At 72.5% G+C, this 18,452-nt stretch carries 13 protein-coding genes; 7 read left to right on the forward strand and 6 right to left on the reverse strand.

Translation table 11 applies throughout. From position 1 onward, the window contains the following. Positions 1–3: 3 nt before the first annotated feature. Positions 4–1,470, reverse strand: coding sequence for an aminopeptidase P family protein (locus ACFV61_RS13460; protein WP_380491683.1), 1,467 nt, complete (start codon positions 1,468–1,470; stop codon positions 4–6). A 214-nt stretch (positions 1,471–1,684) separates the two neighbouring features. Here ACFV61_RS13460 and ACFV61_RS13465 point away from each other — a divergent pair, with 214 nt between their 5' ends. Genes ACFV61_RS13465 through ACFV61_RS13485 form a run of 5 tightly spaced genes read left to right on the forward strand, consistent with a single transcriptional unit; the run spans position 1,685 to position 7,399 of the window. Continuing rightward, positions 1,685–3,436 carry an ABC transporter substrate-binding protein gene (locus ACFV61_RS13465; protein ID WP_380491685.1) on the forward strand — a complete coding sequence of 584 codons (1,752 nt, stop codon included), beginning with the start codon at positions 1,685–1,687 and terminating at the stop codon, positions 3,434–3,436. Positions 3,437–3,449: 13 nt separating this feature from the next. Next, complete coding sequence (locus tag ACFV61_RS13470; RefSeq protein WP_380426863.1) at positions 3,450–4,409, forward strand: ABC transporter permease; 960 nt, start codon at positions 3,450–3,452, stop codon at positions 4,407–4,409. Between the two features lie 31 nt (positions 4,410–4,440). After that, a complete protein-coding gene (locus ACFV61_RS13475) occupies positions 4,441–5,427 on the forward strand; it encodes an ABC transporter permease (protein WP_063346888.1) in 987 nt (328 codons plus the stop codon). After that, positions 5,427–6,425 (forward strand): ABC transporter ATP-binding protein, encoded by a 999-nt coding sequence (locus ACFV61_RS13480; RefSeq protein ID WP_063346887.1) that lies wholly within the window; start codon positions 5,427–5,429, stop codon positions 6,423–6,425. Before ACFV61_RS13475 ends, ACFV61_RS13480 begins: the two co-directional genes overlap by 1 nt. Then, a complete protein-coding gene (locus tag ACFV61_RS13485) occupies positions 6,422–7,399 on the forward strand; it encodes an ABC transporter ATP-binding protein (protein ID WP_380491687.1) in 978 nt (325 codons plus the stop codon). The genes ACFV61_RS13480 and ACFV61_RS13485 overlap by 4 nt, the downstream gene beginning before the upstream one ends. Before the next feature lie 287 nt (positions 7,400–7,686). Here ACFV61_RS13485 and soxR read toward each other — a convergent pair whose 3' ends face one another. From soxR to ACFV61_RS13500, 3 genes are all read right to left on the reverse strand, one after another. Next, positions 7,687–8,169 (reverse strand): redox-sensitive transcriptional activator SoxR, encoded by a 483-nt coding sequence (soxR, locus tag ACFV61_RS13490; RefSeq protein WP_380491689.1) that lies wholly within the window; start codon positions 8,167–8,169, stop codon positions 7,687–7,689. A 262-nt stretch (positions 8,170–8,431) separates the two neighbouring features. After that, positions 8,432–10,792, reverse strand: coding sequence for an immune inhibitor A domain-containing protein (locus ACFV61_RS13495; protein ID WP_380491691.1), 2,361 nt, complete (start codon positions 10,790–10,792; stop codon positions 8,432–8,434). A gap of 158 nt (positions 10,793–10,950) precedes the next feature. Next, on the reverse strand, positions 10,951–13,041 hold the full coding sequence (locus tag ACFV61_RS13500; RefSeq protein ID WP_380491693.1) for a prolyl oligopeptidase family serine peptidase: 2,091 nt from the start codon (positions 13,039–13,041) through the stop codon (positions 10,951–10,953). A gap of 82 nt (positions 13,042–13,123) precedes the next feature. Here ACFV61_RS13500 and ACFV61_RS13505 point away from each other — a divergent pair, with 82 nt between their 5' ends. Further along, positions 13,124–14,296 carry an aminotransferase class V-fold PLP-dependent enzyme gene (locus ACFV61_RS13505; protein ID WP_380491695.1) on the forward strand — a complete coding sequence of 391 codons (1,173 nt, stop codon included), beginning with the start codon at positions 13,124–13,126 and terminating at the stop codon, positions 14,294–14,296. A 56-nt stretch (positions 14,297–14,352) separates the two neighbouring features. On the opposite strand, the gene ACFV61_RS13510 is transcribed toward ACFV61_RS13505, so the two are convergent. Together ACFV61_RS13510 and ACFV61_RS13515 are read right to left on the reverse strand one after the other, a co-directional pair. Then, on the reverse strand, positions 14,353–14,715 hold the full coding sequence (locus ACFV61_RS13510; protein ID WP_380491697.1) for an ArsR/SmtB family transcription factor: 363 nt from the start codon (positions 14,713–14,715) through the stop codon (positions 14,353–14,355). Positions 14,716–14,744: 29 nt separating this feature from the next. Continuing rightward, entirely contained in the window at positions 14,745–15,119 is a 375-nt protein-coding gene (locus ACFV61_RS13515) for a hypothetical protein (RefSeq protein WP_063346882.1), read from the reverse strand. Between the two features lie 345 nt (positions 15,120–15,464). On the opposite strand from ACFV61_RS13515, the gene ACFV61_RS13520 reads away from it, so the two are divergent. After that, complete coding sequence (locus ACFV61_RS13520) at positions 15,465–18,317, forward strand: DEAD/DEAH box helicase (protein ID WP_380491724.1); 2,853 nt, start codon at positions 15,465–15,467, stop codon at positions 18,315–18,317. Positions 18,318–18,452 lie beyond the last annotated feature (135 nt).

An 18,452-nucleotide genomic window follows, 5' to 3' on the forward strand; every position in this document is an offset into this window, starting at 1 on the left:
GGTTCAGTCCAGCAGGCTCGCCATCCAGGATTCGATGGCGGGGGCGGTGCGGGGGAGGGCGTGGGACATGAGGTGGGCGCCGTCGGGGGTGATGACGAGGTCGTCCTCGATGCGGATGCCGAGGCCGCGGAGTTCGAGGGGGAGGGTTTCGTCGTCGGGCTGGAGGTAGAGGCCGGGTTCGACGGTGAGGACCATGCCGGCTTCCAGGGTGCCGTCGAGGTAGCGGTCGGCGCGGGCCCTGGCGCAGTCGTGGTAGTCGAGGCCGAGCATGTGGCCGCTGCCGCAGAGGGTGTAGCGGCGGTGGAGGCCGTTGTCCTCGGCGAGGGACTGTTCGGCGGGGATGCGCAGGACGCCCCAGTCGGCGAGGCCTTCGGCGATGACCCGCATGGCGGCGTTGTGGAAGTCGCGGAAGCGGGCGCCGGGCCGTAGCGCGGCGATGCCGGCGCTCTGGGCGGCGAGGACGAGGTCGTAGGCCTGCCGTTGGACGGGGGTGAAGGTGCCGCTGAGCGGGAGGGTGCGGGTGATGTCGGCGGCGTAGAGGGTGTCGGTTTCGACGCCGGCGTCCAGCAGGAGCAGGGAGTTCGGGTCGAGGGCGCCGTCGTTGCGGATCCAGTGCAGGACGCAGGCGTGGGCGCCGGAGGCGGCGATGGTGGTGTAGCTGGTGCCGTTGCCTTCGGCGCGGGCGCGCAGGTCGAAGACGCCCTCGATCCAGCGTTCGCCGCGGGGGTGGCGCAGGGCGGTGGGCAGGGCGCGGACGACGTCCTGGAAGCCGGTGACGGTGTGGTCGACGGCGAGTTGTAGCTGGTCGATCTCCCAGGTGTCCTTGACCAGGCGCAACTCGGCGAGGACGGCGTCGAGTTCGCCGTCCCGTGCGGTGTGGGCGCCGGGGCGTCCGGTGCTTTCGTCGACGAGGGGGTCGGTGCCGGCGAGGACGCGGGTGGGCGGCTGGGGGCCGGTGAGGAGTTTGTCGAGGTCGTCGAGGTGTTCGGTGCGCAGTCCGGTGAGCGCGGCGGCTTCGGCGAGGTCGGGGCGGCGGCCGACCCAGAACTCGCCGTAGCGGCGGTCGCGGTAGAACTCGGCGCCGTTGGCGTGCCCCCCGCGGGGGGAGCGGGGGCGCAGGTACAGGACCGGCTCGTGGCCGTGGGGGCCGGTCGGTTCGAGGACGAGGACGTGGTCGGCCTGGTCCTCGCCGGTGAGGCCGGTGAGCCAGGCGTAGGCGCTGTGCGGGCGGAAGCGGTGGTCGAGGTCGTTGCAGCGGACCTTGAGCCGGCCGGCGGGGACGATCAGCCGTTCGCCGGGGAAGGCGGCGGAGAGGCGGGCGTGGCGGCCGGGGAGGCGGTCGTGGCCGGGGGCGCGCTGGTCGGCGGGGAGGGGGGTGGCGGCCCAGCGGGTGCCCATGAAGGCGTCGAGGGCGGGGGAGACGGGGAGGTCGTGGCTCCCGGTGTTGAGGCCGGTCTGGCGGTGGGTCACCGGTGAACTCCTAGGAGGGGCGGGGGTGGTGTGGCCCGGACACAGCTCGGTAACGGGAGGCGTCACCTCTTGTGCAGTGCAATTTCACATTACTATGTTACGGGTCACACCGCGGAGCGGCCAGACCTCGAAGGTCGCCTCCCGGTCGGGTCCCGGATCACCTCCCGGGGCGGACCACGGGCTTCACGGCAGGCCCCCCACAGCGGAGTTGCACATGACCAGGCGCACCCACGCCGCCCTCGCGGCGGCCCTCGCGGCGACCCTCACCCTCGGCCTCGGGGCCTGCAAGAACGACAAGAGCGACAGCGGCGCCGACGCGGCGGCGGGCAGCACCAAGGGCCCGGGGGCGGCGTCCGGTTCGATCGTCGGTGGCACCCCGGTCAAGGGCGGCACCCTCACCGTCCTGTCCAACCAGGACTTCGCCCACCTCGACCCGGCCCGCAACTGGACCATGCCGAACATGGACTTCGGCATCCGGCTGCTCTACCGCACCCTGGTCACCTTCAAGGCCGAGCCGGGCGCCGCCGGCAGCGAGCTCGTCCCCGACCTCGCCACCGACCTCGGCCGCTCCTCCGACGGCGGGAAGACCTGGACCTTCACCCTCAAGGACGGCGTCAAGTACGAGGACGGGACGCCGATCAAGTCCGCCGACGTCAAGTACAACGTCGAGCGCTCCTTCGCCCCGGACCTCACCGGCGGCCCCGACTACGCCCAGCAGTACCTGGCCGGCGGCGAGAACTACAAGGGCCCGCTGAACGGCGAGCACCTGGCCAGCATCGAGACCCCGGACGAGAAGACCGTCGTCTTCCACCTGAAGCGCCCGGTCGCCGAGTTCTCCTCCACCGCGACGCTGCCGACCTTCGCCCCGGTGCCGCAAGCCCAGGACAAGGGCACCCAGTACGACCTGCGCCCGTTCTCCTCCGGCCCGTACAAGATCGAGACCTACGACCGCGGCAAGCAGCTGACGCTGGTCCGCAACACCAACTGGGACCAGTCCACCGACCCCGTCCGCAAGGCCTACCCGGACAAGATCGTCGTCGTCGAGGGGCTCAAGGCCGGTCAGATCGACGACCGGATCATCGCGAGCGAGGGCGAGGACGCCTCCACGATCGAGTGGGCGACGCTGCGCCCGGAGTCCATCTCCAAGGTGCTGCCGAAGCCGGACGTGAAAAGCCGGCTGATCGCCGAGCAGCAGGGCTGCACCGACATGCTCTACCCCAACACCTCCAAGGCGCCGTTCGACGACCCCAAGGTGCGCGAGGCCCTGATGTACGCGGTGGACCGGGACGCCCAGGTCACGGCGTTCGGCGGCCCGGCGACGGCCGACGTGGCCACCTCCTACCTGCCGCCCGCGCTGACCGGCGGCACCAAGCAGGACACCCTGAAGATCGCCCCGACCGGCGACCCGGAGAAGGCCAAGCAACTGCTCAAGGACGCCGGCAAGACCGACCTCAAGGTCTCGCTGACCGTCTCCTCCGGTGACAAGACCCGGGCCGAGGCGCTCCAGCAGTCGCTGGCCAAGGTCGGCATCCAGGTCACCATCACCACCGCCGACCCGTCGGTCTACTACGACACCATCGGCGACACCAAGAACGCGCCCGACCTCGCCATCCTCGGCTGGTGCCCGGACTACCCGTCGGGTGCCACCTTCCTGCCCCAGGTCTTCGACGGCCGCACCATCAAGGAGAAGGGCAACCAGGGCAACGTCGAGCAGTTCCGCGACCAGGCCACCTCGGACCGGATCGACCAGATCAACGCGATGAGCGACGTCACCGAGGCCAACAAGGCCTGGATGCAGCTCAGCGACGACCTGCTGAAGAAGGCGCCCACCGTGCCGCTGCTCTGGCTGCGCCGCCCGCTGCTGGCCGGCACCAACGTGGCCGGCGCCTTCGGCCACCCGGTCTGGACCGGCCAGTGGGACTTCGCCACCATCGGCCTCAAGGACCCCTCGAAGAGCAAGGGCTGAGGGGCCGTCCGCGATGAGCACACGCACTGAGCCCGCCGCCGCGCCGGTTGCGGCGGCGGGCCCCGCGAAGGCCGCCGGCCGCGGGCCGTGGCGGCTGGTCTGGGACCAGCTGTGGGCCAGGGGCTCGGCCCGCTTCGGCCTGATCACGGTCGCCCTCCTGGTCCTGCTGACCGCCCTGGCCGGACCGCTGAGCGCGCTCGGCGGCTGGACCCCCGACGAGTTCGACAAACGCGCGATCGACCCCTACCTCGGCGGCCTGCCGATCGGCGACTTCGGCGGGATCGGCACCCGGCACTGGCTGGGCGTCGAACCCGCGACCGGGCGCGACCTGTTCGCCCGGGTCCTGCACGGCGGCCAGACCTCGCTGCTGATCGCGTTCACCGCCACCGTGCTGGTCGTGGTCGCCGGCACCCTGACCGGCATCGCCGCCGGCTACTTCGGCGGCCGCACCGACGCCGTGCTCTCCCGGCTGATGGACCTCACCATGTCCTTCCCGTCCCTGATCTTCATGATCTCGATGATGTCGGTGGCCAAGGACGTCAACCGGATCCTGCTGATGACCCTGGTGATCGGCCTGTTCGGCTGGCCCGGCATCGCCCGCGTGGTCCGCGGCCAGACCCTCTCGCTCAAGCACCGCGAGTACGTCGACGCGGCCAAGGTCGGCGGCGCCCGCTCCTGGCGGATCCTCACCCGGGAGATCCTGCCGAACGTCTCCGGGCCGATCATCGCCTACACCACGCTGCTCGTCCCCGGCATGATCGCCACCGAGGCCGCGCTCAGCTACCTCGGCGTGGGCGTGCGCCCGCCGACCCCGTCCTGGGGCCAGATGATCGCCGAGAGCATCGTCCACTACGAGACCGACCCGACGTACTTCCTGATCCCGACGGTCTTCCTGTTCCTCGCCGTGCTCGCCTTCACCCTGCTCGGCGACGCGCTGCGCGACATCCTCGACCCCCGAGGAGGCCGGTCGTGATCCTCTCCCCCGACCCCCGAGGAGGCCGGCCGTGATCCTCTACCTCGGGCGCCGACTGCTCGCCGCGGCCGGCATCCTGCTGGCCGTCTGCGCGATCACCTTCACCATCTTCTACCTGCTGCCCTCCGACCCGGCAGTGGCCGCCTGCGGCAAGACCTGCAGCCCCGACCGGGTCGCCGAGGTCAAGGCGGCGATGGGCCTGGACAAGCCGGTCTGGGAGCAGTTCGCCACCTACCTCACCGGCATCTTCGCCGGGCGCGACTACGGCAGCGGCGCCAGCGCCACCCACTGCGGCTTCCCCTGCCTCGGCTACTCCTACGAGTACTCGCTGCCGGTCTGGGACCTGCTCACCGACCGCCTGCCGGTCTCCGTCTCGCTCGCCATCGGCGCGGCCGTGCTCTGGCTGGTCCTCGGCCTGGGCGCCGGCGTCACCTCGGCGCTGCGCAAGGGCGGGCTCACCGACCGGACGCTGATGGTGGCGTCGGTCGGCGCCGCGTCGCTGCCGGTCTACTTCACCTCGATCATGCTGATCTGGGGCGTCGTCCGGACGGCCGGCCTGCTGCCGTACCCCGCGTACCACGCGTTCACCGACGACCCGGTCGCCTGGGCCTCCAACCTGCTGCTGCCGTGGATCGCCCTGGCCCTGCTGTACGCGGCCATGTACGCCCGGCAGAGCCGCAACTCGATGATCGAGGCGATGGCCGAGCCGTACATCCGCACCGCCCGGGCCAAGGGCCTGCCGCCCGGCACCGTCGCCGTCAAGCACGGGCTGCGCTCCGGGATGACGCCGATCCTCACCATCTTCGGCATGGACCTCGGCGGCCTGCTGGCCGGCGCCGTCATCACCGAGTCCATCTTCGGCCTGCCCGGCGTCGGGCGGCTGTTCTACGACGCGCTGGTCCGCTCCGACCAGCCCGTCATCCTCGGCGTCACCCTGCTCGCGGCCTCCTTCATCGTCGCCGCGAACCTGCTGGTCGACCTGCTCTACGCGTACGTCGACCCGAGAGTGAGGTACTGATGACTCTGTTGGAGGTCGACGACCTCAGGGTCTCCTTCGACACGCCCCGGGGCGTCGTCCGGGCGGTGGACGGCATCTCCTTCGCCGTCGAGGCCGGGCGGACCCTCGGCCTGGTCGGCGAGTCCGGCAGCGGCAAGTCCGTCACCTCGCTCGCCGTCATGGGCCTGCACCGCGGCGCCGCCGTCACCGGCTCGATCCGGCTCGACGGGATGGAGCTCAACGGGCTCGGTGAACGGGCGTTGGGCGCCGTCCGGGGCCGCCGGATCGCGATGATCTTCCAGGACCCGCTGTCCAGCCTGCACCCCTTCTACACCGTCGGCGAGCAGATCGCCGAGCACTACCGGGTGCACTTCAAGGCCAACCGCAGGGCGGGCCGCGCGCGGGCGCTCGAAATGCTGGCCGAGGTCGGCATCCCGGAGCCGGCCCGGCGGGTCGACGAGTACCCGCACCAGTTCTCCGGCGGCATGCGCCAGCGCGTCATGATCGCCATGGCCCTGGCCTGCGAGCCCGAACTGCTGATCGCCGACGAGCCCACCACGGCCCTCGACGTCACCGTCCAGGCGCAGATCCTCGACCTGATCGCCCGCATCCAGCAGGAGCGCGGCCTCGGCGTCGTCATGATCACCCACGACCTCGGCGTGGTCGCCCGGGTCGCCCACGAGGTGCTGGTCATGTACGGCGGCCGGGCCGCCGAACAGGCATCGGTGGACCGGCTGTTCGCCACCCCCGGGCACCCGTACACCCGCGGCCTGCTGGACTCGCTGCCGCGCCTGGACGACACCGACGACGCCCCGCTGCGGGCCATCCCCGGCAGCCCGCCGTCGCTGATCGCCCCCGCCCCCGGCTGCTCCTTCGCCCCGCGCTGCGCCCGCACCGACGCCGCCACCGCCGAGGAACACGCCCGCTGCCTGGCCGAACGACCCGAGCTCGGCCCGCTCGCCCCCGGCCACCAGGCCGCCTGCCACCTGCCGCTGGTGTCGGAAGGAGCCCGGCCATGACCGAAACCCTGTTGTCCGTAAGGGACTTGGTGAAGACCTTCCCCGGTCGACGCGGGCGCACCGGCCGCCCCGGCGCCCCGGTCCGCGCCGTCGACGGCGTCAGCTTCGACGTCGGCAAGGGCGAGACGCTCGGCCTGGTCGGCGAATCCGGCTGCGGCAAGTCCACCACCGGGCGGATGATCGTCCGCCTGCTCGACCCGACCTCCGGCACCGTCACCTTCGACGGCACCGAGATCGGCGGGCTCTCCCAGGCCCGGCTGCGACCGCACCGGCGGCACCTGCAGATGGTCTTCCAGGACCCGTACTCCTCGCTCAACCCCCGGCAGACGGTGGCCCGGATCATCTCCGAGCCGCTGCTGCTCCAGGGGTTCGGCGCGGCCGACGCGCGCCGGCGGGCCGGCGAGCTGATGGAACTGGTCGGGCTGATCCCCGAGCAGATCGACCGCTACCCGCACGAGTTCTCCGGCGGCCAGGCGCAGCGCATCGGCATCGCCCGCTCGCTCGCCACCTCGCCGAAGCTGGTCATCGCCGACGAGCCGGTCTCCGCGCTCGACGTCTCCATCCAGGCCCAGGTGGTCAACCTGATGGAGCGGCTCCAGCAGGAGCTCGGCCTGGCGTACGTGTTCATCGCGCACGACCTCTCGGTGGTCAAGCGGGTCTGCGACCGGGTGGCGGTGATGTACCTCGGGCGGATCGTCGAGATCGGCGACAAGGCCGAGGTGTACGGCAGCCCGGCGCACCCGTACACCAGGGCGCTGCTGTCCGCCGTCCCGCTGCCCGACCCGGCGGCGGAGCGCGCGCGGGAGCGGATCGTGCTGTTCGGTGACCCGCCGAGTCCGGCGAACCCGCCGTCCGGCTGTTCCTTCCACCCGCGCTGCCCCAAGGCGCAGGAGATCTGCCGCACGGACCGTCCGCTGCTGCGGATCGCCGGGCCGGGCGGCCGGGAGGCGGCCTGCCACTTCCCGGAGGCCTGATTCCCGGAGGTCTTCGCGGGTCTTCGCGGGCCTTCATGAGCTGGCTGAGGCCGGCTGACCAGAGCCGCCGTACCGCCCAGTTGCCCCCACGCCGGGCGGTACGGCACCCAAGGCGCGCGCCGCGCTCCCCCGCCCCCCCCCCCCGGGGGGGGGGGGGGGGGTCAACCACCCGGGGCCCGCCCCCCCCGGGGTTCCACCGTGTTCACGGTCAGGCCGTTCTCATGGTCCGACCGTGTTCACGGTTCGGTCGTTCTCAGGGCCCGGCCGTTTTCATGGCCCGGCCGTCTTCACGGTCCGGACGGCCCGCCCGCCTCGCCCGCCGTGCCCGGCAGCAGCCGGCGCGGGCCGGGCCCCTCGGCGGCCAGTTTGTCCCCGGGGTTGAGCACCCGGCAGCGGCGCAGTGATACGCAGCCGCAGCCGATGCAGCCGGTCAGCTCCTCCTCCAGCCGCTCCAACTCGGCCCGCCGGGCACGCAGTTGTTCGGCCCAGCGCCGCGAGATGCGGTCCCAGTCGTGCTTGCCCGGCATCCGGTCCTCGGGGAGCCCGGTGAACACCTCGGCCACCTCGGAGAGCGGGATGCCGAGCCGTTTGGCGACCAGGATGAGCGAGATCCGGCGCAGCACGTGCCGCCGGTAGCGGCGCTGGTTGCCCGGCGACCGCTCGGAGGAGATCAGCCCCTGGTCCTCGTAGAAGCGCACCGCCGAGGTGGCGATCCCGGCCCGCCGGGCCACCTCGCCGACGCTCAGCAGGTCGACCGGTGCGGTGTCCATGCCTGCTCCTCGACTCCTGGACTCCTTGACTCCTTGACTCCTTGACTTCAAGTCCTGTTGAAGATCAAGCGTACCGGACGTGGTCGGATCATTCGCTGCGCGGAGCGGTACCACCCCTGCCGAGCAGGACAGTTACCCCCTGGAGTCGGCGCCGAACGGCCTCGTCGGAGGTCGGCGTGAACCGCCCTCCGGGCGCGGTGAGGCCCATGAGCTGGCCCCGGGCCCCTTTTCGTCGGGGGCCCGGGGCCTTCGCTGGGGGTTCCTACGAGGCCGGGCCGACCCGGACGGTGGTGATCCGCCCGCCCTGGGACTCCCGGACGACCTCGATCCTGGTGTTGGTGTCCGGCACCTTCACCGCGAGCTGCGGGAGGGCCGGGTCGGTGTACGTGCCGGTGTGGTCGTTGAAGACCGGGACGGCCGGCTCGGACGGGATCCGCACCGCGACGCCGCCCTTGTGCAGCGTGAACGCCGTGGTCGGCTTGAGCGAGAACGGCGCGTCGTAGGTCTGCGCCCGCCCGTTGACCAGGGTGCCGTCGGCGAAGCGGACCGCCGCCGGGTGGGCGTCGATCGGCAGGATCAGCCCGCCGCCGGGGTGGTCCTTGGTGTTGTTGTCGCCGTACGCGGTGTCCCACAGCCAGAGCAGGACGCCCTCCTGGTACGGGTAGGTGTCGACGACGTCGGCCTTGCCCGCGACGCCGCTGTACCCGAAGTTGTACGGGCCGGTCTTCAGGAACGCGCCGTAGCCGGTGTAGCGGCGGTTCTCGGCGAGGTAGGCGCGCGGGTGCTGCTTGACGGCGGTGCGGCCGGTGATGACGGTGAAGCCGGTGGCGGTCCAGCCGTTGGCGCCGTTCTCGGCGCCGTCGGCGAAGAGCTCGGTGCCGCCGGCGGTGATCTTCACGGCGTCGACGAGCACGCCCCGGCCGTGGGTGTTGCCGTCCGAGGTAGCGTGGAAGCGCAGCCGGACCTGCTGGCCGAGGTAGCCGTCCAGCGGGAGGTGCAGCTTCCGGTAGGTGCCCGAACTGCCGCTGAGACCGGGGGTGTTTGCGCTGGTGTTGCCGATCGGCGCGCCGTCGACGGTGCCGCCCAGGGTCGTCCAGTGCTTGCCCTGGTCGGTGGAGGCCTCGACGGTGAGGAAGTCGTAGTCCTGCTCGGTGTCGTACCAGGCGGCGGCGTCCAGGGCGGCCGGGCCGGTGGCGGTGCGCAGGTCGACGTCCCGGCTGAGCGAGTTGTCTAGGTTGTCGCCGGTGTCGCTCCACCACTGCCTGGCGCCCTCGTACGGGTCGGCGAGGTCGGTGCTGGTGGTGCTGTCCGGCAGGTGGACGAGCAGCGCCTGGGCCTGGTCGGTGTTGTAGCCGCTCACCCCGAGGGCGTGGCTGGACCGGGTGGCGGCCTGTGCCTCGTCGTAGTCGAGCCAGCCGAACTGGAGCTTGCTCCAGGCGTCGAGGTCGCCCGGGTAGCCGCCGGTGGTGTTCGGCCCCTTGCCCAGGTAGGAGCCGGAGGACATCAGCGACCAGAAGTTGACGCTGTTGTCGCCGCCGCTGGTGCTGTACAGGTCGGGCAGGCCGAGGTTGTGGCCGTACTCGTGGGCGAACAGGCCGACGCCGCTGTTCTCGCCGGCCTGGACGTAGTCGTAGACGTAGAGGCCGGTGTCGCCGACCGGCGCGCCGCCGATCTTGTTGCCCTCCGGGCCGGTCCGGCCGGTCGCGTCGGGGAAGGTCCAACTGCGGTGCGCCCACAGCGCGTCGGCCCCCTGGGCGCCGCCGCCCCAGGTCTCGTCGACGCCGGCGTGCACCACGATGACGTTGTCGAGGTAGCCGTCGGGCTGGTTGAACTCGCCGGTCTTGGTGTGGTCGTAGCGGTCGTAGACGTCGTACTGGGCGAGCTGCGCCTTGATGTCGGCCACGCTGCGGCCCTTGGCGATCTCGCCGTCGTACCAGGCCTTGACGGCGTCCCGGATGAACTCCTGGCCCTGGGTCCAGGCGCCGGAGCCCTGCGGGCCCTTGTTGCTGCCGTAGCGGGCCTCGTTGTACGGGACGGTGACCCAGTCGCTGACGGTGCCCTGGACGTCGTAGCGGCCGGAGGACTGGGTGCGGTAGTAGTTGCGCATGGACACGGTGCCGGGCGTGTCGTCGAAGAACATCTTCTGGTAGTAGTCGCGGCTGAAGTCCGGCTCCCACAGCGTGTGGTTGTCGCCCTTGCCCGGCTTGGGGATCTGGTCGTGGCGCGGGCCGGGGGTGCCGCCGTAGCGGGGCTGGCCGTTGTACTGGGTGGTGTTGTCGACCTCGTCGCCGAACTGGGCGAGGATCACGAAGACCTTGTCCGTGCGCTGGTGCGCCAGTTGGACGTAGTCGTTGCCGACCTTCACCTTGGCGGGGGCCCGCTTGCCGGCGGTCTTGGCGACGGCGCCCTGGTTGAGCTGTTCCAGGGCCTTGGTGCGGAGCGCCTGGCGCTCGCGCTCCTGGGGGGCGAGCGGTGCGGGCGGGGCTTCGGCACCCTGCTCCGCCGGGGCGGCGGCGATCGTGGCGGGGGCGGGGGAGGCGGCCTGGGCGGGGGTGCCCAGCAGGGTGGCGGCTATCGCGCTCGTGGTGAGCGCGGCTGCGAGAGCGGCGGACAGTCTGCGCAACTGACCGGTCCTTTCCGGGGGATGGGGTTTGGGGGTGGAGTAATCGTTCAGTGAAGCGCAGGTAATATTTCACATGTCACGGGTCACGTGGAAGAGGCGAGGGCAAGGCGAAGGGCGCCGCACCACCGGTGCGACGCCCTTGTCCGGAATCCGGCGAATCAGCCCAAGGATGCCCGCAGGAAGGCGAGTTCGGCCTGGGTGACCTGCTCGTTCACCCCGCCCGGGGTCATGTGGGTGACGCCCGGCAGCGGCAGCACGCTGTGCGGGCGGCCGGCCTTGGTGAGCGCCTCGGAGAGCAGCAGGGTGTGCGAGGGGTGGACGTTGTCGTCGGCCAGCCCGTGGATCAGCAGCAGCGGCCTGGTCAGCCCGGGCGCGTCGGTGACCAGGCAGTCGTCGGCGTAGCCCTCCGGGTTGTCCTGCGGCAGCGCGAGGTAGCGCTCGGTGTACGCGGTGTCGTAGTGCCGGAAGTCGGTGGGCGGGGCGCCCGCGCAGGCGGCGTGGAAGACGTCCGGGCGGCGCAGCACGGCGAGCGCCGCGAAGTACCCGCCGTACGACCAGCCGCGCACGCCGACCCGGCCGAGGTCGAGGTCGGGGTGCTGTCCGGCGAGCGCCCGCAGGGCGTTCACCTGGTCGTCCAGCGCCACCTGGGAGAAGCGGCGGAAGATCGCCCGGGTGAACTCCGGCGAGACGAACGGGGTGCCGCGGTTGTCGGTGGTGACGACGGCGTAGCCCTGGTCGGCCCACCACTGGCGGAGCTGCCAGCGGCGCGGCTCGGCCGCCACGGCCTGGAAGCCGGGCCCGCCGTAGACGTCCAGCAGCACCGGCAGCCGGCGGCCGGGGACGTGGTTGCGCGGGTACACCACGGCGGTGGGCAGGCCGAGTTCGGTGACTCGGGCGAGCCGTGGCCGCACCTGGTAGGGCAGGGCGGCGCTCAGGTCGGTGAGCGGCAGCGCGGGGCCGTCGGGCGAGGCGTCGAACGAGCCGTCGCGCAGCAGTCGGCGCCGGATGCCGTCGGCGTCGGCGGTGGTGAGCAGCAGGGTGCGGCCGGCGGCGAGTGCGGAGTGCACGCCGGGGCCGGTGGTGACGGGTTCGGGTGCGCCGCCGTCCGGGTCGACCAGGTGGACGTACTGGTCGGCCGGGTCGCCCTGGCCGGTCTCGCAGAGCAGCCGACCGTCCAGGTGCCCGACCACCCGGCGGATCTGGAGCCCGGTGGTGTCCAGCGGCTTGCCGTCCAGGGCGAGGCCGCGGGCCTGCGGGGTGTCGTGGGCGGTGAGCAGTCGGCCGTCGGCCAGCCGGGCGGGGGTGCCGGGCAGGTCGTCGACCCAGAACTCGTCGGTGGTGCGGGAGAGTTCGCGGGTCTCGCCGGTGGCCGGGTCGGCGGTCAGCAGCAGGACGTGCTGCTGGAGCCGGTCGGCGACGGTGAGCAGCAGCTCCTGGTCGGAGGCCCAGGCGGCGGCGCAGAGGTACGGGAACGCGGCGGCGTCCCAGCGGAGCCGTACCCGGCTGCGGTCGAGGCCGAGCACCCAGAGCTGGACGTCCGCGTTGGGGCCGCCGGCCTGCGGGTAGGCGAAGTCCTCGGCGGGCTCGCCGGGGTGGGCGGGGTCGGCGAAGTAGCGCCGGGGGAGGGCGGATTCGTCCACCCGGGCGGCCAGCAGCGCGCCGCCGTCGGGGCGCCACCAGTGGCCGCGGGAGCGGCCGAGCTCCTCGGCGGCGGCGAACTCGGCGACGCCCCAGCGGGCGCCGTCGGCGGGGGAGAGCGGTTCGAGGTCGGGGGTGGCGTACAGGGCGTCGTCGGCGACGTAGGCGACGCGTTCGCCGCCAGTGTCCGGCCGGGGGTCGAACGCGGGCCCGGCGACGGGCAGTTCGGTGCCGGCGCCGGTGGCGGTGTCGATCCGGAACAGCCGGCCGTCGAGGGCGAGGACGGCGGTCGCGAGGTCGGCGGTGGCCGCGTATGTGCCGATGCCGGCGGCGACCAGGCGGGTGCGTTCGCGCAGCCGTCGTTCGACGGCGGGCAGGTCGTCGCGGCGGCCGGTGCGCCCGGGGGCGAGGACGGCCGGGTCGGCGACCAGTCGTTCCTCGCCGGTGGCGGTGTCGAGCAGGTGCAGGCGGTCGACCGGATCCTCGGAACCGGTCGAGCGGAGCAGCAGCAGCCGGGTACCGTCCTCGGCGAGGGTGAACGCGCGCGGCGCACCGAAGGTGAACCGGCCGGTGCGGGCGCTGAGGGACAGGAAGGGGTCGGTGATGGTCACGGCCCGATCGTCGTATCGGAGCACGCCACCCGACCAGTACCCTGTCATGTGAAATGTCACACACCACAATGGGGAGGATGCCGTGATCGAGGACCTGTGGACCGTCGAACCCCCGGCCCCGCTGCCCGCGGCCGACGGGCTGTTCGGCATCTCGCCGGACGCGGCGCACCTGAACCACGGTTCGTACGGCGCGGTGCCCGTCCCCGTGCAGCGGGCGCAGCAGCGGCTGCACGCCGAACACGAGCTGGACCCGGACGGCTTCTTCGCCGACCTGCCGGCCCGGGTCGGCGCGGCGCGCACCAGGATCGCCGCCGACCTGGCCGTCGACCCGGACCGGCTCGCCCTGGTCTCCAACGTCACCGAGGCGGTCGCGATCGCCCTGGACACCATCCCGTTCGCGCCCGGCGACCGGATCCTGGTCACCGACCACGGTTACGGCGTGGTCACCCGGGCCGCCGAGCGCCGGGCCGCCGAGACCGGCGCCGAGGTGGTCGAGGTCGAACTGCCGCTGGACACCCCCGACGAGCAGGCCGTCCGGGAGGCGGTGCTCGCCGCCGTCGACGAGCGCGTCACCGTCGCGGTGCTGGACCAGATCACCTCGCCCACCGCCCGCCTGATCGCCGGCCCGGGCCTGCTCGCCGACCTGCGCGAGCGCGGCGTGACCACCGTCGTGGACGGCGCCCACGCCCCCGGCATGCTGCCCGCCCCGGTCGACCCGAACGCCGACTTCTGGTTCGGCAACCTGCACAAGTGGGCCTTCGCCCCGCGCGGCACCGGCGTGCTCGCCGTCCGCCCGGAGTGGGTGGACCGGGTACGCCCGCTCACCTTCTCCTGGGAGCACGACCGGGGCTTCCCGTGGAACGTCGAATGGCGCGGCACCTGCGACTACACGGGCTGGCTCGCCGCCCCGGCCGGCTTCGAGCTGCTGCGCGAGCTCGGCCCCGAGGCGGTGGCCGCGCACAACGCCGCACTCGCCGGGTACGGCCAGCGGGTGCTCGCCGAGCGGGCCGGCCTGGCGCCGCTGCCCGCGACGCCCGGGGTCTGGATGCGCTCCGTCCGGCTGCCGGCCGGGTGCGTCGAGGCGGAGCAGGACGTGAAACCGCTGCGGGACGAGGTCTGGCAGCGGCTCGGCACCCGGATCGCGATCCGCCCGTGGGCCGGCGGCGGGGTGCTGCGGGTCAGCGCGCAGCTGTACAACCGGCCGCGGGAGTACGAGCGGCTGGCGGACGGGCTGGCCGACCTGCTGAAGGGCTGACCGGCGCGCGGGGGCCGGCCTGCACGCGCGGCTACCCCAGGCCGGCCCGCACGTGGCTACTCTGGGCTGGCTCGCTCGGAGCTGCCTCGCTCGGAGCTGGCCCGCAGCTCGGCGAGCAGCAGGTTCTGGTCGGCGAGCAGCCCGGTGAGGATCCGCCGGGCTGCTCGCAGCAGGTCGGCGACGTCGCCGCCGGCCAGCGCGTACACCACCGTGCTGCCCTCCCGGGTGGCGGTGACGATGCCGGACCGGCGCAGCACCGCGAGCTGCTGGGAGAGGCTGGAGGGTTCGACCTCCAGCTCGGCGAGCAGCCCGCGGACGGGCGTCGGTCCGGCCTGCAGCAGTTCCAGCACCCGGATCCGGACGGGATGGCCGAGCATCCGGAAGAACTCGGCCTTGGCCTGGTAGAGCGCTACCGCCACGAGTCCCCCCTTCCCTGGGGTCGGTCCGCTCAGATCTCCAGCGAGAGTTCGATCCGCTTGAGCTGGTGGCGGGCCATCGCGAGGTTGGAGCGGCCGCGGTTGAGCGCCAGGAAGAGGAAGAGGCCGCGCCCGGTGGGCGTGGTGATCGGTCGGACCAGGTGGTACTGGTTGGTGAGGCTGATCAGGATGTCCTCGATCTCGTTGTCGTGCAGGTTGAGCATCTCCATCGCCCGCATCTTGGCGCGGACCACGTCGGTGTTCCCGGCGGCGGCGACGTTGAGGTCCAGTTCGCCGCCGTCGCCGAGGCTGCCGAGCGCCATGCCGCTGCCGTAGTCGACCAGGGCGACGCCGATCGCGCCGTCGATCCCCATGGCCTCTTTGAGGGACGTCTCCAGGTTCGCCATCGTCGGTGTCCTCCCGTGAGTTGGTGGCGGTGGCTCCGCCGTGGCAACGACGGTAGGGAGACCGGCGGCCGTCCACCGGGGATGACCGGAGACGTCCGAAGCTGGTCGGACTCTGATCACTTGAAGATGTTTGCAACTATGGATGTGAGAGGGAAGCGATCCCGGAATGATCCCGCGGCCGATCCCGCGGCCGATCCCGACGCAGGGAAGCCGCGGGGAAAGCCGTACGGAAGCCCTACGGAAGCCGTACGGAAAGTCGCACGGAAAAACGGTGCTATCGATGTCAGTGCCGCCGGGTAACCTCTCGCTGAGATGCGAGATCACACCAACCACACCCGGACGGCGATGAACACCCCTGAGCCCCAGCCCCACGACGACCAGGAGCTCAGCCCCGCCGAGGCGTACGCGGCCAGCCGCCGCCGGGCCAAGGAGCAGGCGACCGCGCTCCACGGCTTCCAGCAGCTGTACGACTTCCCGCTGGACGACTTCCAGCTGGAGGCCTGCGAGGCGCTGGAGGCCGGCTCGGGCGTCCTGGTCGCCGCGCCCACCGGCTCGGGCAAGACCATCGTCGGCGAGTTCGCCGTGCACCTGGCCCTCCTGGGCGGCCGCAAGTGCTTCTACACCACGCCCATCAAGGCGCTGTCCAACCAGAAGTACGGCGACCTGGTCAAGCGCTACGGCGCCGCCAAGGTCGGCCTGCTCACCGGCGACAACACCGTCAACGGCGACGCCCCCGTGGTGGTCATGACCACCGAGGTGCTGCGCAACATGCTCTACGCGGGCTCCAGCACCCTCGACGGCCTCGGCTACGTCGTCATGGACGAGGTGCACTACCTCGCCGACCGCGTCCGCGGCGCCGTCTGGGAGGAGGTCATCATCCACCTCCCCGAGTCGGTCACCCTCGTCTCGCTCTCCGCGACCGTCTCCAACGCCGAGGAGTTCGGCGACTGGCTGGACACCGTGCGCGGCGGCACCCGGGTGATCGTCTCCGAGACCAGGCCCGTGCCGCTGTGGCAGCACGTGATGGCCGGCAACCGGATGTACGACCTGTTCGCCAACCCCGACCGGGACGGCCGCCCCAAGGACGGCCCGCGCAACCCCGGCAAGGCCGTCAACCCCGAGCTGGTCCGGCTCGCCCGCTCCGAGCTGGACCGCAACCCGCGCGACCGGTTCGGCCGCGGCCGGGGCCGCAGCATGCCCAACGGGCGCCCCGGCCGGGTCTGGACGCCGGGCCGGGTGGACGTCATCGACCGGCTCGACGCCGAGGGCCTGCTGCCCGCGATCACCTTCATCTTCAGCCGGGCCGGCTGCGAGGCCGCCGTCCAGCAGTGCCTCAGCTCCGGCCTGCGGCTCAACAAGGACGCCGACCGCGCGGTCGTCCGGGCCTTCGTCGAGGAGCGCTGCGCCGACATCCCCGACGAGGACCTGCACGTCCTCGGCTACTTCGAGTGGCTGGACGGGCTGGAGCGCGGCATCGCCGCCCACCACGCCGGGATGCTGCCGCGGTTCAAGGAGGTGGTCGAGGAGCTGTTCGTGAAGGGCCTGGTCAAGGCCGTCTTCGCGACCGAGACCCTGGCGCTCGGCATCAACATGCCCGCCCGCTCGGTGGTCATGGAGAAGCTGGTCAAGTGGAACGGCGAGACCCACGCCGACATCACCCCCGGCGAGTACACCCAGCTCACCGGCCGGGCCGGGCGCCGAGGCATCGACGTCGAGGGCCACGCCGTGGTGCTCTGGCAGCGCGGCCTCGACCCGGAGGCGCTGGCCGGCCTGGCCGGCACCCGCACCTACCCGCTCAAGTCCTCGTTCCGGCCGTCCTACAACATGGCCGTCAACCTGGTCTCCCAGTTCGGCCGGCACCGCTCGCGCGAACTGCTGGAAACCTCCTTCGCCCAGTTCCAGGCCGACCGCTCGGTGGTCGGCATCGCCCGCCAGGTCCAGCGCAACGAAGAGGGGCTGGAGGGCTACCGCGAGTCGATGACCTGCCACCTCGGCGACTTCGACGCGTACATGGACCTGCGCCGCCGGCTCAAGGACCGGGAGAACGAACTCGCCCGCGAGGGCAGCGGCCAGCGCCGCGCGGCCGCCGTCGAGTCGATCGAGCAGCTCAAGCCGGGCGACGTCATCCACGTCCCCACCGGCAAGTTCGCCGGCCTCGCACTGGTCCTCGACCCGGGCCTGCCGCCGGTCAGCCGCAACGGCCGGGTCGGCCGCCACCCCGACTTCCAGGACGGGCCCCGCCCGGTGGTGCTCACCGCCGAGCGGCAGGTCAAGCGGCTCGCCATGATCGACTTCCCGTACCCGGTCGCCGCCGTCGAGCGGGTGCGCATCCCCAAGTCCTTCAACCCGCGCAGCCCGCAGTCCCGCCGGGACCTCGCCTCCGCGCTGCGCACCAAGGCCGGCCACCTCGAACCCGAGCGGTTCCGCCGGGGCCGCGCGGCCGCCGCCGACGACCAGGAGATCACTCGGCTGCGCACCGAACTGCGCCAGCACCCCTGCCACGGCTGCGACGAGCGCGAGGACCACGCCCGCTGGGCCGAGCGCTACCACCGCCTGCACCGCGACACCGAGGCGCTGGAACGCCGGATGCGCTCCCGCACCCACACCATCGCCCGCACCTTCGACCGCGTCTGCGGGCTGCTCACCGACCTCGGCTACCTGAGCGGCGACACCGTCACCGACGACGGCAAGCGCCTCGGCCGGCTCTACGGCGAACTCGACCTGCTCGCCTCCGAGTGCATCCGCGAAGGCGTCTGGAGCGGCCTGGACGCCGCCGAACTCGCCGCCTGCGCCTCGGCGCTGGTCTACGAGGCGCGCCAGTCCGACGACGCCACCGCCCCCCGGGTGCCGGAGGGCGGGGCCAAGGAGGCGCTCGGCCAGATGGTCCGCATCTGGGGCCACCTGGACGCCCTGGAGGAGCAGCACCGGATCAACACCGCCGAGGGCGTCGGCCAGCGCGAGCCCGACCTCGGCTTCGCCTGGGCCGCCCACCGCTGGGCCCTCGGCCACAGCCTGGACCAGGTGCTGCGCGACGCCGACATGCCGGCCGGCGACTTCGTCCGCTGGACCAAGCAACTGATCGACGTCCTCGGCCAGATCCAGGACGCGGCCGGCGAGGACGCCGAACTGCGCCGGACGGCCCGCAAGGCCGTCGACGGCCTGCGCCGCGGCATCATCGCCTACTCCTCGGTGGGCTGACCGCCGAACGCCAGGGGCCCGCCCGTTCACCCTCGAACGCGCGGGCTCCTGGCGTATCCGGTGGCTTCCTACCCCCACCCCCGTGCGGCTTCGGCGGGCCGGAGCGGCACCGGAATTGTGAGCGGCTGCACGAGA

The sequence above is a fragment of the Kitasatospora sp. NPDC059817 genome, from assembly GCF_042731835.1.
In the GTDB taxonomy this organism is placed as follows: domain Bacteria; phylum Actinomycetota; class Actinomycetes; order Streptomycetales; family Streptomycetaceae; genus Kitasatospora.